The organism is Methanovulcanius yangii (assembly GCF_018687785.1).
GTDB lineage: Archaea > Halobacteriota > Methanomicrobia > Methanomicrobiales > Methanomicrobiaceae > Methanovulcanius > Methanovulcanius yangii.
The window spans coordinates 1,282,993-1,297,174 of sequence record NZ_LTBL01000001.1 but is presented as its reverse complement, the minus strand read 5'-3'; the positions used below and the strand labels follow the sequence as shown (position 1 = coordinate 1,297,174).

Here is a 14,182-nt window from a genome sequence, read left to right as displayed (position 1 = left end):
TATGAAGACGGTAGGAATTATTGGCGGGACCGGCGCGATGGGGGGGCTCTTTGCTCCTGTCTTTTCCCGTGCGGGATTTGATGTGGAAATCTCGGGAAGAACGACACCCCTGAGCAATCGGGACCTTGCGATGGATTCGGATATCGTCATCATCTCGGTTCCCATCCGGGAGACGGTGAAGGTCATTGAGGAGATAGCACCGTTTCTCTCGGCGGATCAGGTCCTCTGCGATTTCACGTCCCTGAAGGTGAAACCCATTGCTGCAATGCTTGGAACACCGGCGCAGGTGTTGGGCCTGCATCCGATGTTCGGGCCGGGGGTTGCATCCCTTGCCGGACAAACGGTGATTGCAACGCCAGCCCGGTGTGCGTCACCGGTCTGTACTGAGATCCTGGATGTATTCAGGAACGAAGGTGCCCGGGTAACAATCACCACTCCGGAGGAGCACGACCGAATCATGGCGGTCATCCAGGGCCTGATGCATTTTTCGACCCTGGTCGTTGCAGAAACGATGCGGAGTGCAGGGGTCTCCCCGGTTGAGATGCAGCGGTTTACGAGTCCTGTTTACCGTATCGAAACCGGGATCGTCGGACGAATCCTCGGTCAGGAGGCTGATCTCTATGGCCCCATCCTCCAGGAGAATCCCGAAGTTGGAAGAATCGTCTCTTCCTTCGTCCAGGCCTCTGAACGTCTGGCAGAAATTGTTACAGGTGGCGATACCGGAAAATTCGATGCGTTCTTCGCGGCGAACCGTGAGTTCTTCCTGCCGGTGATCCCCGAAAGTACGGATGTGACCGACCGTCTTATTGCGTCGCTGGTGAATCCATGAACGTGGTTTGTCTTGGCCCCTACGGAACGTTCAGCCATGAGATGGCGATGAAGGTGTATGAAGGCGATATCCTCCTCCTTCCCACGATAGGGGATGTATTTGCAACGGCCATCGATCAGGGCTGTCCTGGTATTGTCCCGGTTGAAAACAGCGACGCAGGGGCTGTCGGGCCTGTGATGGACTGCCTGCGTGAATACCCCGTATTCATCACCGGCGAGGGGTATCTCAATATCCGGCATCACCTGGCGGCAAAGAATCCTGCCGGGCCGATTTCAGTCATCTATGCCCATCCGCAGGCCCACGACCAGTGTCGGCGGGTTCTTGAGACGCTGGGGGCAGAGATCATCCATACCAGCAGCAACAGCGCGAGCGCCAGAATGGCCGCACAGTCCGTAGATGCGGCTGCCGTTACGACGAGTGCTGCTGCGCTCAGCGAAGGACTTACGATCGTGCAGGAGGATATCCAGAACGTCCATACGAACATCACACGGTTCATCCGTATCGAACGCTCTCCCGGACCCGCAGTGACATCGGGAAAGTGCAGTTTCATCATCGACCCCCGGGAAGATCGTCCCGGCCTGCTGTATGAGATCCTGGGGATATTCTATTCGCTCTCCCTCAACCTCACGAGGATTGAATCGCGACCATCGAAGCGGGACATTGGGAACTATGTCTTCTTCATCGACGTAGCCGTAGGCGAGGGGCTCGATTGTGCCCTTTCCAGGCTCCGCTCGATGGCAGAGGTGAAGCATCTGGGATGCTATGGCTTGATGGAGGAGAAATAAGTGAATATCCGTCTCCCCCGCCTTGAAAATATTGAACAGAGGTTTACTGCGCCCCCCTCAAAGAGCGGCACCCACCGTGCCTTCATTGCAGCATCCCTTGCAAACGGAGGTTCTTCCGCCATCACCCGCTCTCTCCGGTCGGAGGATACCATGTGTACCCGTACCGGACTTGCGCAGATGGGAGTCCTGATGGAGGATGTGGGAGATGATATCATTGTTGATGGGGCAGGATGTACTCTTGACAGCGGCAGAGGGGCGGTGACCCTGGACTGCCGCAATTCCGGGACAACCCTGCGGCTTCTCGCATCTGTTGGCCTTCTCCACCGTCACCCCGTCACCCTGACCGGTTCATCCCGGATGCAGGAACGCCCGATAGGGCCCCTTGCCGAGGCGCTCAGGACGATCGGGGCCGCGGTGGTCTATGAAAATCAGGAGGGATACCCACCTGTCACCGTCACCGGGAGGCTCATGGGTGGACCGGTCGCCATCGATGCAGGGATCTCCAGCCAGTTCGTCTCCTCTGTCATGATGGCGGCCCCCTGTGCAGAAGAACCGGTGGAGATCACGCTCATGAGCCCGGGTGTGTCGCGTTCATATGTGGACCTTACTGCCGATGTGATGGGCCGTTTCGGCGCGGATGTGATCCATAGGAGCGATGGAAGAATGGTGATTCACAATCGGGGATACCGCGCCTGCGACTACCGTGTCGAAGGGGACTATTCGTCAGCATCCTACTTCTTTGCGATAGCCGCGGTATGCGGCGGATGTGTCACCGTCAGTAATCTCAATCCATCCTCTCTTCAGGGCGATCGCCGAATGCTTGACATCCTTGAGGAGATGGGGTGCTCGGTCCATACGGGGGCCGGGATTGTGACCGTCGAACGGGACGGGCCCCTTGTGGGAGTCTCCCTCAATATGGCCCAGACCCCCGATATCATCCAGACCGTGGCCGCTGTTGCGTCCTTTGCGGCGGGCCCGACCAGCATAGAGGGGACGGCAAACCTCCGGCACAAGGAGAGTGACAGGGTTGCAGCCGTTGTGGCAATCAGCGCATGTGCCGGTGCCTCTGTGGATGTCGGGGATGATTCTCTTACCATCCATCCGGGAACCCGGCCCGGCGGCGGGATGCTTGACCCGGTTGATGATCACCGGACGGCCATGAGTGGTGCGGTGGTTGCCCTTGGTCGCGGGGATGTCACCATCAAAGACGCTGAGTGCGTCAGCAAGTCATTTCCCGGGTTCTGGGATGCCCTCGGGGGGGCGGGAATATGAAGCGCATCGTCCTCATCGGACCACGGGGTTCCGGCAAGTCCACGATCGGGCCCATGGTGGCACAGGCATGTGGTGTCCCGTTCATTGATACAGATGAGGAAATTGTGAGCCGGACCGGGCGGACGGTGGAGGAGTTGTTCCGTGCGGATGGAGAGGATGCTTTCAGGGACTATGAAACAGAGGTGATACAAAACCTTCCCGAAGGCCCCCTGGTGATCGCAACCGGCGGGGGGGCAGTCTGCAGGACTGAGAATGTCCGAATGCTGCGAAGGGAGGCCATGGTGGTCTTTCTCGAGGCCTCCGCGGCGGTTCTTGCTGACAGGACCCGGGGGGGCATGCGCCCTGCGCTGACCTCCCTCTCTCATGATGAGGAGGTGGCAGCGGTTCTTGAGCGCAGGCGTGCCCGCTACCGGGCAGCGGCCGATCTCTGCCTGAGGGCCGATGAAGAGACGCCCGCAGCACTCTGCAGGGTGATTCTTGAAGCGGCGGAGAAGGGGTCCCTCCCGGTGAATGCACTGTCGGAGTTGCTGTCGTTTCTTGACACGACCATGATTCCGGCGGGCGAGCGGAATGTGGTTCATACCCGCATACGGACAGGGGCATCCTGGCATAACGGTCTGTATGCCGTCATCGGCAACCCATGTCTGCATTCGATAAGTCCGTCCGTCTTCAACCCGCTCTTTGAAAAGTACCGGCTCGATGCGTTCTATACCCGCATTGAACATCCCGACCTTGCAGCTATCATGGCACAGTTCAACAGGGCCGGGATGAAGGGCCTCTCCGTCACTATTCCCTTCAAGCAGGACGTCATGCGGTACTGTGATGCCATCACCCCTGATGCCCGGGAAATCGGTGCGGTCAATACGGTGGTGCAGTGTGGGGGACGAACCATGGGTTCGAATACCGACTGGCTGGGTATTCGCCGTCCTCTCGAGGATACTCCGGCAGGGGAGGCGGTGGTCTTTGGTGCGGGCGGGGCCGCGTATGCCGCCATCTACGCTCTCCAGTCGCTGGGGTGCGGGGTGACCGTACTGAACCGCACCGCGGCTCGTGCCAGGGAGGCGGGAGAACGGTTCGACTGTGCCGCCGGGGTTCCGGATGATTATAAGGCGGATGCATTCGATATCATCATTAATGCGACGTCCGTCGGAATGGGGGGCGCCCTGCCGCCTCTTCTCCGGCGGGATCAACTGCACGAAGGGCAGACGGTCTTTGATTTGGTCTATACACCACCCGCGACCCCGCTCATCCGTGAGGCCCGGGCGGCAGGATGCATCTGCATACCGGGAACAGAGATGTTCATTCACCAGGCGTGCGGCCAGTTCGAGCGGTTCACCGGTATCGCCTTGGAACCGGATGAAGTCAGGGAGCTGATATGATGAACACATTCGGGAATTTCTTCAGGTGCACGACCTTCGGGGAGAGCCACGGGAAGGCGCTGGGGGTCGTCATAGACGGATGTCCTCCGGGAATTGCGTTTTCAGCAGATGATGTCCAGCCGTATCTCGACCGCCGCCGTCCGGGGACAAGTGATTTGACTACTCCCCGCAGGGAAACGGACCGTGTTGACATTCTCTCCGGTGTCTTTGAGGGGCGGACCACCGGGACACCCATCGCGATGATCGTTGGTAACATCGATGCCCGGAGCGGCGATTATGCCGAGCTGCGGGACAGGTTTCGCCCGGGGCATGCCGATCTGGTCTATGAGCAGAAATATGGCATCCGTGACTTCCGTGGCGGCGGCAGGAGTTCCGGTCGTGAAACGGTTGCACGGGTGATGGCCGGTGCGCTTGCCGCCCGCATACTTGCCGCTGATGGGATGGCCGTCTCCTCCCGGATCCTGTCGATTCACGGGAATACGGATCCCGGCCGGTTTGAAGACGAAATCCGAGCCGCAAAGGAGGCGGACAACTCCGTCGGGGGCGTCGTGGAGATCACGGCAACAGGATGCCCTCCCGGTCTGGGTGACCCGGTTTTCGGGAAACTGGATGCCGCTCTTGCCTCGGCGATGATGTCGATAGGATCGGTCAAGGCGGTGGAAATTGGTGACGGGTTTGCCGTGACGGACCGGTTTGGCAGTGAAAATAACGATGAAATCGGTCCGGACGGATACCTGACGAACCATGCAGGTGGTATCCTCGGCGGCATATCGACCGGGGAGGCTATTGTCATACGGATTGCCGTCAAGCCCACTCCCTCCATCTGTCTCCAACAGCGGACGCTGGACTCCGCCGGGAGGCCCGCCGTTCTGTCGGTTGACGGCCGACATGATCCCTGCATCGTCCCCCGGATTCTGGTCGTTGCTGAGTGCATGGCGGCCATTGTACTTGCGGATGCCAGCCTTGCCCAGTCGGTGAACCGATGGTTCGCCGGAAAGGGGACGAACGCGGAGAAGGAGAAATTTAGATGAGTGGCGCCTTCATCCGGCCATACAGCGATGCCGATTTCGATGATGTCTGCCGGATGAATGCCGGCATGCATCCGGCATCCTATGCAGGAGCCGTCTTCGTCCGGCAGGCGGGGGCACTGTATCCCGAATCTTTTTTTGTAATACAGGGTCCTTCCGGCGTGGCCGGGTTTACGATTGCCGCCGTAGTACAGGGTCGCCCTTCGGAGGGATGGATACTCAGGCTTCATGTCTCAGAAGAATGCCGGAGAAGCGGGTACGGAAGAATGCTCCTTAGGGCCGCGATACGTTCTCTTGCGGTATCGGGGGCAACATCGGTATTTCTGTCGGTTGCACCTGCGAATGCTGCCGCAACCGACCTCTATGCGAGTGAGGGGTTCGTGCCCGTCTCAAGGGCCGAGCGGTATTTTGGAGATGGAGAGGACCGTCTCATCATGGAGAAGGCCCTCTAAAGGCCGGACGACCCGCTGCAGGAAAGCTACTTTTTACCATCTCGGAAACGAAATTGAGTACATCAGACCGGGTGGTCTCTTCCGGAGTTCTACATGCACGAGCTTGTTAACCGCAGATTTCATATCGAATCGTATGGCTGTACCTACAACCACGCCGATGCACAGAAACTGATTGCCATCGCCACATCACAGGGGTGCGTCCAGGTTCCCGCGGAAGAAGCGGAGGTTGTCATCATCAATTCCTGTACAGTAGTCGCTGCGACCGAAAGAGCGATGCTGAGGCGTCTGAAGGCCTTTCAGGCGAAGGAAGTGATCATTACCGGGTGCATGCCGGTCGTCCAGAAGGAGCGCATTTTGGAAGAATTCCCCCGCGCCCGGATTCTCCTCCCGGACGAGGTATATCGGGCCCATCCATGGACGGGGGTGATGATCGCTCCTGCGGTCGGTGTTATGCAGGTCGGGCCGGGATGTATGGGCGCCTGCACATACTGTATTACACGGTTTGCCCGGGGGCGTATGCAGAGCCTCCCCGTCAGTAGCATTGTACATGAGATCGAGGAACTCGGCCGGGCCGGTGCAGCGGAAGTTCAGCTGACCGGCCAGGACCTGAGTGCCTACGGCATGGACTGCGGGACGGATCTTGCGGTGCTGTTGCAGGCGATCGACCGGAGCACTGCCGACGTTCGTGTCAGGGTGGGTATGATGAATCCGGCAACAGTTCTGCCAATCCTTGACCGCCTTGTTGATGCCTTCCAGTCAGAGAAGATCTTCGGTTTCGCCCATCTCCCGGTTCAGGCAGGTTCCGACAAAGTTCTAAAAGACATGAACCGGGGATACACCGGAGCGGAGTACTGCAGAGTCGTGGAGGCCTTTCGAAGAGAGATCCCGGATATCCGCATCTCCACGGATTTTATCGTCGGATTTCCTACGGAGACCGACGCGGACTTCGAGGAGACTCTTTCCCTCCTCAGGAAAACAAGCCCCACGAAGGTCAATATCACGCGATTTTCGGTCAGGGACGGCACCCCGGCAGCGGCATACCGGGATATTCCCGACAGGGTGAAAAAGGACCGTTCAAGGGCATTGACGGCGGCCGCCGGCACCATCAGCGACCGTCACAACGAAGGCCTTCTGGGTGAGGAATTTGAGGTCATAGTCACTGAACAGAAGAGGGGCGGGTCGGTTGTGGCACGCAGTCCCGGGTATGAAAACATCGTTATCAGGGAAGAACTCCCCCTCGGGTCGAGGTGCCGTGTTCGGATAACGGGTCACCAGAGGCATTATCTGATAGGAAGCAGATCTGACAGGGGATAGGCCTGCCGGGTGAAGGATCCTCCAAAAGGAAGCGTTAATGCAAAGGGCGGGCAACCGATACAATATCAGGAGTGAACAAGAGACATGGACATTATTGAAGAAGGCTATAAAACAGCGGTCGAGAAGTCGAAGGAATACAAGGATCAGATCTCCGCCCTCTCTGCCGAGGCTGTAGGGGAGACTGCTTCTCTTCTGAAGAAGATGGCTGATATGGCCCGCCCCATCGTCCCCGAGGCCGGCCTGCAGATGATGACCCGGGGGAAGCAGGACGGGAAGGGCGAACTCTACGATACCGTCTATTATGAACAGAAGTTTCTCCTCCTCGGAAAGACCGAACCGATGCCGTATCGGCCGGATGATATCGAGAAGAAGGTCGATAACCAGTACTGTGTCCTCGGAGAGGACGGGGTATTTTATGAGCTCATGTACAGTGCGGATGGTTTTCTCATCGATTCGTACCAGCGTGAGATCAGTCCGGAGGACATCATCGATCTCTATGGATTTGATATTATCGTGATGCTCTATAAGGCGATAGAGGAGTATGTCTCCGACCAGAAGGAGCTGGTGGACGCCCTCGAAAAAGTCATCGCCTTTATTCGGGAATAAAAAAATCTATTTTTTTGGTTTTGAGTCAAAGAGCGGAAACATCGGTTTTAGGAGATCATCCTCTCCCTTTCCAAGAGCCGAGAGTCTGCTCTCATTGGAGTATGTCCTGCCATCCGTATCATGCCAGATGATGGCCGCCTTTGCCTCCTGAATCATCTCTTCCGCCTCCCATACATATTTTCCATCCGGATCGATGCTTTCTGCATCAAATTCCTTGTTCAGCGGAACGATGGCGACATGAACGGCTACAGCCGGACCATTTCCGTGGTTTCGTATGATGATCCGTTTTGCATCACTGGAAAGGACTGCATCCAGGTCGGGTATCTCTCCCAGTTGCCTTCCTTTTTCATTGAGATAGAGGGACACTGCAAGGGTGAGGACAAGGATGAGGCCGATACCTCCGATGAAGATCCCGCCGACGGCAACCATTGCAAGGACGACGAGTATTCCGCCAATCATGAGCAGGAGGGGACGATTGTTCATATTCGATAGTTAGTCCTCATGAACATATTAAGGCTGATGATTTGGTCCGCAATGGTGCCCGAAGGAGCATCTGCTCATCGAATAACTTTGGAAAAAGTGGTGATGGGCCCGGTGCGACTCGAACGCACGACCTCCCGGTTATCAGCCGGGTGCACCACCGACTATGCTACGGGCCCTTGCTGAATTACCTAATTAGATGAGATATCGAACCTAATAAGGGTTTTGGATTTGCCTTGCAGGATTTGACCAATTCGGATCAGAATACTATAAACCACAGCTTATCGAACCTTTGAGCAGGTATGGTTACACGCTATATGCTGGGAAATGAGGTGATAGCCCACGCCTGCTGTGAGGCGAACATCGATTTTGCCAGCGGATACCCGGGGACCCCGTCATCAGAAGTCATCGATATCCTCCGGACTCAGAATGATCGGGATTTTTATGTGGAATGGTCGGTGAATGAAAAGGTTGCTCTCGAAAACGCCCTTGCAGCGGCATGGACCGGTATTCGTTCACTTGCGACCATGAAGCATGTCGGACTGAATGTTGCGGCCGACCCGCTTATGACCAGCGCATACACGGGGATTACGGGGGGCCTTGTCATTCTTTCAGCGGATGATCCGTTCGCCCACAGTTCCCAGAATGAGCAGGACAGCAGGAGATATGCACTCTTTGCCAGGATTCCCTGTCTGGACCCCGCAAGCGTGCGCGAGGCGCGGACGATGATGATAGAGGCCTTCGCACTCTCCGAGGAGTTTGGGCTTCCCGTCCTCTTCCGGCCGACGACGCGCATCTGCCATTCAAAGAGCGATGTTGAACCCGGGGAAGTCGGTACCGATCACCGCACAGGACACTTTGAGCGCAACCCACAGCAGTATGTGGTCATTCCCGCACATACCCGGGTGCTTCATAAAAAACTCAATGAAAAGCTGGGTCCGCTTGCCCGTGCACTCGTCGCAAAGGGCCTCAATACCGCCGAGGTGAAGGGGTCGACCGGCATCATTGCGGGTGGGATTGCGGCATCCTATGTGCAGGAACTTCTTCCGGATGGCGTCTCGTTTGCAAAGATCGGTGCGTACCCGGTTGATCTGGAATGGCTTGGCGGGTTTGTTGCGCAGCATGAGAAGATTCTGGTGGTCGAAGAACTTTCCCCTGTCATCGAAGAAGCGGTGCGCATGGTTGCAACATCCACCATTGTCAACGGCAAGATGGACGGCTATATTGCATACGAGGGTGAACTTGACCCCGCATCGGTTGCCACGGCGATGGGAAAGGCCGGCTTTGTGCCGACAGAGGTCTTCCCTGAGGTGACTGCGGTCCCGGATATTCCCCGACGCCCACCCCTCCTCTGTGCAGGATGTGGTCACCGGTCGGTCTTCTATGCGATGAAGCGGGTCTTCAAAGACGGCATATTCCCGAGCGACATCGGATGCTATACGCTGGGAATTCAGCTCGGGGTGGTGGATACCACGATATGCATGGGAGCCTCCATCACGGTGGGAAGCGGGATTGCCCAGTCCGGCGAGGAACGGGATGTCGTATGCACCATCGGGGACTCCACCTTCCTTCACACGGGTATTCAGGGGCTCCTGAATGCAGTGTACAACGGGGCGAACATGACGGTCGTCATCCTCGACAATCGGATCACCGCCATGACCGGGCACCAGCCCAACCCGAATACCGGAATGACGGCGAGGGGGGTGGAATCCCCTCCCGTCTCCCTTGAGGCCATCTGCCGGTCGTGTGGGGCGGCCTATGTTGAGAAGGTCAACTCCTATGATCTGACACAGTGCCTTGAGGCGATGAAGGCTGCAAAGGCACGCAGAGGGGTGAAAGTCATCATCGCCTACCAGCCATGCGTGATCAATGCACGTCGTGCCGGGATCAGGAGAAAACCATTCACCGTGGATACAGACGCATGCACCGGCTGCAAGGCATGTGTCAGGTTTGGGTGCCCTGCCATCGAATTCCATGATGAGAAGGCATCCATCAATACGCTGTGCAGCGGGTGTTCGGTCTGTGCGCAGATCTGTCCCACCGGCGCCATACGAATGGAGGGAAAGAAATGAGTGGAAGTTATGATGTCCTGATCGTTGGTGTCGGCGGGCAGGGAACGATCCTTGCCTCGAACATTCTCGGTGAGGCATGCCTCCTCGAAGGGAAGAGTGTGCGAGGCGCAGAAACCCATGGCATGGCCCAGCGCGGGGGTTCGGTGGAGACCCATATCCGGATTGACGGGAAGTACGGTCCGCTCATCTCACCCGGCACCGCGGACCTGATCATCTCGTTCGACCTCCTTGAGGCGCTCAGGTATTCGCATTTCCTGAAAGATGGCGGAACGATCATCTCCAACACGGAGACGATCATCCCGACCTCCGCTTTCCAGTATGATGCGGAGGTGCCGGAAGCGGAGGACATTTCCCGGCAGCTTGCCGGACGGGATGTCCTCACCGTCGACGCTGCTGCACTGGCCCTCGAAGCAGGCACCATCCTTGCGCAGAATGTTGTGATGCTCGGGGCGGCGTCCCGGCACATTCCGCTCACCGTCGAAAGCCTCAAAGAAGCGGTCCGGCGTTGTGTCCCTCCGAAAACCGTAGATACCAACCTGAAGGCGTTCGACCTCGGCCGCGCCGCCCTCGAATAATCCTTTTTTTCACTCCGATCCATCATCCAAATGGTTCCCTGTTCATCTCCACAATCGAAAATGGTCGGGCACAGGAATTCCTGAACTGCAGTGAGAATTTCCATGAGGGTGAGGATGACGGAACAGATCGCTTCGACATAGCAATAAATAGCATCAATTCCTTTAGAGGGCGTATGAAACCATGTGTGATGGGGGCGATGGGGGCTCTCCTCCTCCTTGGAGTAATTGCCTGCGGGTGCACGACGGCGCCCGGTGAAGGGGAAACGATCACAGGTGAGGTGTGGCTTCTCAATGCCTATATGGATGAAAACGGTGCAATGGCTGCACCGCTTGTATCGGCACCGGTGACGGCGGAATTCATGGACGGCAGTCTGGGGGGTTCCGGCGGATGCAACAGCTACGGGGCGTCCTATGAGACGTCGGGGACGTCGATGACGATTGAAATGCCGGTCTCGACACTGATGTACTGTCCGGAACAGGGAGTGATGGATCAGGAGCAGCGGTATCTGACCCTTCTTTCCGATGTTGCGTCCTACTCGGTACATGAGGGCGTCCTGACGATGATGGATGGGTCCGGTGCGATGATTCTGCGGTTCGAAGCGATCGTTCAGACCCTTGAAGGAACGAAATGGCTTCTTGCCGGGCATCACGACGGGCAGAATGGATTTGTATCGGTATTAGCCGGAACGCGTGTCAGCGCTGAATTCGGGGCCGATGATCAGATGACGGGAAGTGCGGGGTGCAACAACTACTTTGGACCCTATTCTGCGGATAAGGGAACGATTGCCATCGGCCCGCTGGCGTCGACCGAGATGTACTGTGCAGACCCGGAAGGAGTGATGGATCAGGAGACCGCCTATCTTGCCGCGATTCAGACGGCAGCTGAATATAGAGTCGGTGCAGGGGAACTGATGCTCATGGACGAGGACGGCATGCGGCTTGCCCGCTATGTCGTCTCTACGGAGACGTCGGCGGAAAACCTGATGGCAACGGAGTGGCGGATGACCTCCTATTCCACGGGCACGGGGTCTGTCCGGTCCGTCCTCGAAGGGACGGTAGTTTCCGCAAATTTCGGTGCTGACGGGCAGGTGGCGGGAAGTGCAGGGTGCAACAATTACTTTGGTCCGTTCACCGTTACGGGGGACCGCATTGCCATCGGGCCACTCGGTTCCACAAAGATGATGTGCGGGGAACCGGCGGGAGTAATGGAGCAGGAGAGTGCCTACCTTGATGCTCTGGCATCCTCTGTGGCCTATCGTATCGAAGGGAGCGTACTTACACTGAAGGACGCGGGCGCAGTCATGGTGACCTTCACTGAGGATACCACGAGCCTCACCGGCCGGCAGTGGATGCTTACGTCCTATACCAACGGTGTGGGCGGCGTCGTTTCCATGCTCCCTGAAACCCGTATCACTGCCACCTTCGGTGCCGATGGTCAGGTGACGGGAAGTTCGGGATGCAATAACTACTTTGCAGAGTATATGGCAGCAGACGACGTCCTCGCTGTTGGTGCGGCGGGGATGACGCAGATGTACTGTGAACAGCCGGACGGGGTGATGGACCAGGAGACACTGTATCTTCAGGCACTGGAAAGGTCATCATCCTATCAGATTCGGTCGGGGACCCTTACTGTCATGGATGAAGACGGCGCGACACTTCTTGTCTTCAGTTAGCACCGGGTAGGAGATATCAATTTTTTTCTGACAGGAAGAAGGATCCGGCGCATAGCCATGAGATCAGGTGCAGAAATGCCCTTGTTTACTCCTCGCGTTCTGCATACCGTCGTCTGATGTCATTGCTGAGAATCACCAGAAAATAGGAGGCGGCGGCGATGAGAATGATCGCCCCCCCGGAGGGGACATCCAGTGCATACGAGAGCCAGATCCCCGTGGTGGTGAAGACGGCCCCGAGAAGGGTGGCACGGAGGATCATTGCCTTCATGCTTGAACTGTATTCGCGGGCAATGGCGGCAGGAAGGGTGAGCAGTGCAATCACCAGTATGACGCCCACCACCTGGATAAGCATGACGACCGTCAGTGCCGTAAGCCCGATGATGGCGAGCATCAATGTCTTTGCGTGAAGGTTCATCACGATAGCATACTCCTCGTCGAAGGTCACGGCGACGAAGAGGTGGTAAAAGATGGCTACGGTTGCAATGATGATCCCGACCAGAAGTGTCATGAGAACAAGGTTTTCCGCCGGAACGAGGAGGATATTGCCGAAGAGATAGCTGAAGAGGTCCGGTGCAAAGCCGGGAGCAAGATAGATGAAGAGGATGCCGAGCGCCATTCCCGATGCCCACAACGCTGCTACAAGTGTGTCGAGATGCTGGTGGCCCTGGTTTCTGAAACGGCTGATGATGCCTGCCGTCCCGAGGGAGAAGACGGTCGCACCGAGGATGGGGTCGATGCCGAGGTAATATCCGAGACCAATCCCGCCGAAGGCCGCATGGGATATCCCGCCCGCGAGGGAGACCATTCGTTTCACCACGATGAAACTGCCGATGAACCCGCAGGCGATACTCGCAAGCACTCCGGCCATGAGAGCATTTCTGAAGAATTCGTATCCGAGCGCCTCCAGGACCATCAGGCATTCTCCTTTATCCTTTCTTCTTCTTCTGTTCCGTCCATCTCCTCATGATGCCGGAAGACCCGGTGGGGAATTCCATGAGCGATGAGGTCCACCGGGCAGGGGTAGACGGCACCTATCATCTCTTCGGTAATCTCACGGGCATCATGGGTGAAGATGCGGTGGTTGAGGCAGGAGACGGTGGTGATGTCGGGAGAGAGTGCCCCGACATCATGGGTGACAAGCACGATGGTCATCTCTCGTCTCAGCTCATCGATGATCTCGTAAAAATGGGTGGCCGTCGGTGTATCCACATAGACGGTCGGTTCATCCAGAAGCAGGACCTGTGGCCTGCCCACCAGCGCCCGCGCAATGATTGCCCGCTGGCGCTGCCCACCTGAGATGTCGGCAATCTCCCGGTCCGCGATGTCGGCGATGTCCATCGCCTCCAGTACATCATCTGCGGTGGCATGGTCATCAGGTCCGTAGTTCAGTTTTCCCGGCCCATGTCCGAGCCGTCCTGAAAGGACCATCTCACGTACCGAGATGGGGTAGTGAAAGTCAAAGGTTCGAAACTGGGGCACATACCCGAGATGGCGCCTGTTATCCCGAACACTGCCGCCGAGTATCCGTACTGACCCTTCCTGTGGTTCAAGGAGCCCGAGCATGATCTTGAGGAGCGTCGTCTTCCCACCGCCATTGGGACCTATGATGGCATGGTATTCTCCTTTCCGTATGGCAAGCGAGACATCGTCAAGTACCGGATGCCGGTTGAACCTGAAGGTCACATTTGAGAGTTCGATTACCGGGGATGTCATGGAT

Annotated in this window: 14 protein-coding genes and 1 tRNA gene; 11 read left to right on the top strand and 4 right to left on the bottom strand. The window is 57.2% G+C overall.

Annotation, left to right across the window (positions count from 1 at the left end):
- The first annotated feature begins 1 nt into the window (after nucleotide 1).
- From AZH53_RS06645 to AZH53_RS06610, 8 genes are all read left to right on the top strand, one after another.
- Nucleotides 2-829 carry a prephenate dehydrogenase/arogenate dehydrogenase family protein gene (locus AZH53_RS06645; protein WP_319642728.1) on the top strand — a complete coding sequence of 276 codons (828 nt, stop codon included), beginning with the start codon at nucleotides 2-4 and terminating at the stop codon, nucleotides 827-829.
- Nucleotides 826-1,614 (top strand): prephenate dehydratase, encoded by a 789-nt coding sequence (locus AZH53_RS06640; protein ID WP_319642727.1) that lies wholly within the window; start codon nucleotides 826-828, stop codon nucleotides 1,612-1,614. The genes AZH53_RS06645 and AZH53_RS06640 overlap by 4 nt, the downstream gene beginning before the upstream one ends.
- Nucleotides 1,615-2,886 (top strand): 3-phosphoshikimate 1-carboxyvinyltransferase, encoded by a 1,272-nt coding sequence (aroA, locus tag AZH53_RS06635; protein ID WP_319642726.1) that lies wholly within the window; start codon nucleotides 1,615-1,617, stop codon nucleotides 2,884-2,886.
- Nucleotides 2,883-4,265, top strand: a complete 1,383-nt coding sequence (gene aroE, locus AZH53_RS06630; protein ID WP_319642725.1) for a shikimate dehydrogenase — start codon at nucleotides 2,883-2,885, stop codon at nucleotides 4,263-4,265. The genes aroA and aroE overlap by 4 nt, the downstream gene beginning before the upstream one ends.
- Nucleotides 4,265-5,296, top strand: a complete 1,032-nt coding sequence (locus AZH53_RS06625; protein ID WP_319643659.1) for a chorismate synthase — start codon at nucleotides 4,265-4,267, stop codon at nucleotides 5,294-5,296. Before aroE ends, AZH53_RS06625 begins: the two co-directional genes overlap by 1 nt.
- On the top strand, nucleotides 5,293-5,745 hold the full coding sequence (locus AZH53_RS06620) for a GNAT family N-acetyltransferase (protein WP_319642724.1): 453 nt from the start codon (nucleotides 5,293-5,295) through the stop codon (nucleotides 5,743-5,745). Before AZH53_RS06625 ends, AZH53_RS06620 begins: the two co-directional genes overlap by 4 nt.
- 93 nt (nucleotides 5,746-5,838) lie before the next feature.
- A complete protein-coding gene (locus AZH53_RS06615) occupies nucleotides 5,839-7,059 on the top strand; it encodes a tRNA (N(6)-L-threonylcarbamoyladenosine(37)-C(2))-methylthiotransferase (protein ID WP_319642723.1) in 1,221 nt (406 codons plus the stop codon).
- An 84-nt stretch (nucleotides 7,060-7,143) separates the two neighbouring features.
- On the top strand, nucleotides 7,144-7,665 hold the full coding sequence (locus tag AZH53_RS06610) for a hypothetical protein (RefSeq protein ID WP_319642722.1): 522 nt from the start codon (nucleotides 7,144-7,146) through the stop codon (nucleotides 7,663-7,665).
- A gap of 6 nt (nucleotides 7,666-7,671) precedes the next feature.
- On the opposite strand, the gene AZH53_RS06605 is transcribed toward AZH53_RS06610, so the two are convergent.
- A complete protein-coding gene (locus tag AZH53_RS06605) occupies nucleotides 7,672-8,148 on the bottom strand; it encodes a hypothetical protein (protein ID WP_319642721.1) in 477 nt (158 codons plus the stop codon).
- Nucleotides 8,149-8,251: 103 nt separating this feature from the next.
- Nucleotides 8,252-8,324, bottom strand: a tRNA-Ile gene (locus AZH53_RS06600).
- 123 nt (nucleotides 8,325-8,447) lie between these two features.
- Here AZH53_RS06600 and iorA point away from each other — a divergent pair.
- The 3 genes from iorA to AZH53_RS06585 all read left to right on the top strand — a co-directional run bounded on the left by iorA (nucleotide 8,448) and on the right by AZH53_RS06585 (nucleotide 12,465).
- Nucleotides 8,448-10,217: an indolepyruvate ferredoxin oxidoreductase subunit alpha gene (iorA, locus tag AZH53_RS06595; RefSeq protein ID WP_319642720.1), complete on the top strand. Its 1,770-nt coding sequence runs from the start codon at nucleotides 8,448-8,450 to the stop codon at nucleotides 10,215-10,217.
- Nucleotides 10,214-10,792, top strand: coding sequence for an indolepyruvate ferredoxin oxidoreductase subunit beta (gene iorB / locus AZH53_RS06590; protein WP_319642719.1), 579 nt, complete (start codon nucleotides 10,214-10,216; stop codon nucleotides 10,790-10,792). The genes iorA and iorB overlap by 4 nt, the downstream gene beginning before the upstream one ends.
- 173 nt (nucleotides 10,793-10,965) lie before the next feature.
- Nucleotides 10,966-12,465 (top strand): META domain-containing protein, encoded by a 1,500-nt coding sequence (locus tag AZH53_RS06585; protein WP_319642718.1) that lies wholly within the window; start codon nucleotides 10,966-10,968, stop codon nucleotides 12,463-12,465.
- A gap of 85 nt (nucleotides 12,466-12,550) precedes the next feature.
- Here AZH53_RS06585 and AZH53_RS06580 read toward each other — a convergent pair whose 3' ends face one another.
- Together AZH53_RS06580 and AZH53_RS06575 are read right to left on the bottom strand one after the other, a co-directional pair.
- Nucleotides 12,551-13,378, bottom strand: coding sequence for a metal ABC transporter permease (locus AZH53_RS06580; protein WP_319642717.1), 828 nt, complete (start codon nucleotides 13,376-13,378; stop codon nucleotides 12,551-12,553).
- On the bottom strand, nucleotides 13,378-14,178 hold the full coding sequence (locus tag AZH53_RS06575) for a metal ABC transporter ATP-binding protein (protein WP_319642716.1): 801 nt from the start codon (nucleotides 14,176-14,178) through the stop codon (nucleotides 13,378-13,380). The genes AZH53_RS06580 and AZH53_RS06575 overlap by 1 nt, the downstream gene beginning before the upstream one ends.
- Between the last annotated feature and the right edge of the window lie 4 nt (nucleotides 14,179-14,182).